The sequence below is a fragment of the Aliivibrio sp. S3MY1 genome, from assembly GCF_028765575.1.
In the GTDB taxonomy this organism is placed as follows: domain Bacteria; phylum Pseudomonadota; class Gammaproteobacteria; order Enterobacterales; family Vibrionaceae; genus Aliivibrio.
Window position 1 is genome coordinate 1 of the sequence record NZ_JARACO010000131.1, and the last position, 381, is coordinate 381.

The following is a 381-nucleotide window of genomic DNA, read 5'->3' on the forward strand; positions in this document are numbered from 1 at the left end:
ATCATCACGACCCACTGACGTGGCAAATGAGAAACCACCAAACTTAGGAGAATCATAACGAACTTGGTTTGATTGACGATCGTAGTGACCAGCAATACCGCCCCAATCGAATACAGAGCCTAAACCTGGGTTAGAGAAAGGCCAATCAACCAGTTCGTATAGTGGAGTAAGAACGCGACCGACACGTACGTTACCCCAATCACCAGATGCACCAATAAACGTATCACGGAAACCTAGCACACCACCAGAAACACCGCCGTGTGGCCAGTCAGTACTATCAACATAACCAGATTCAATTTGCATTGTGATCAATACGTTTTCAAACATCTCTTTATGTGCACGGAAACCAATACGAGATTCGTTTTCTACTACAAAACCAGT

Annotated in this window: 1 pseudogene; it reads right to left on the minus strand. The window is 44.6% G+C overall.

The features are described from left to right. Window positions 1–381, minus strand: a pseudogene (chiP, locus tag PVK62_RS17560) (chitoporin); the annotation flags it as partial.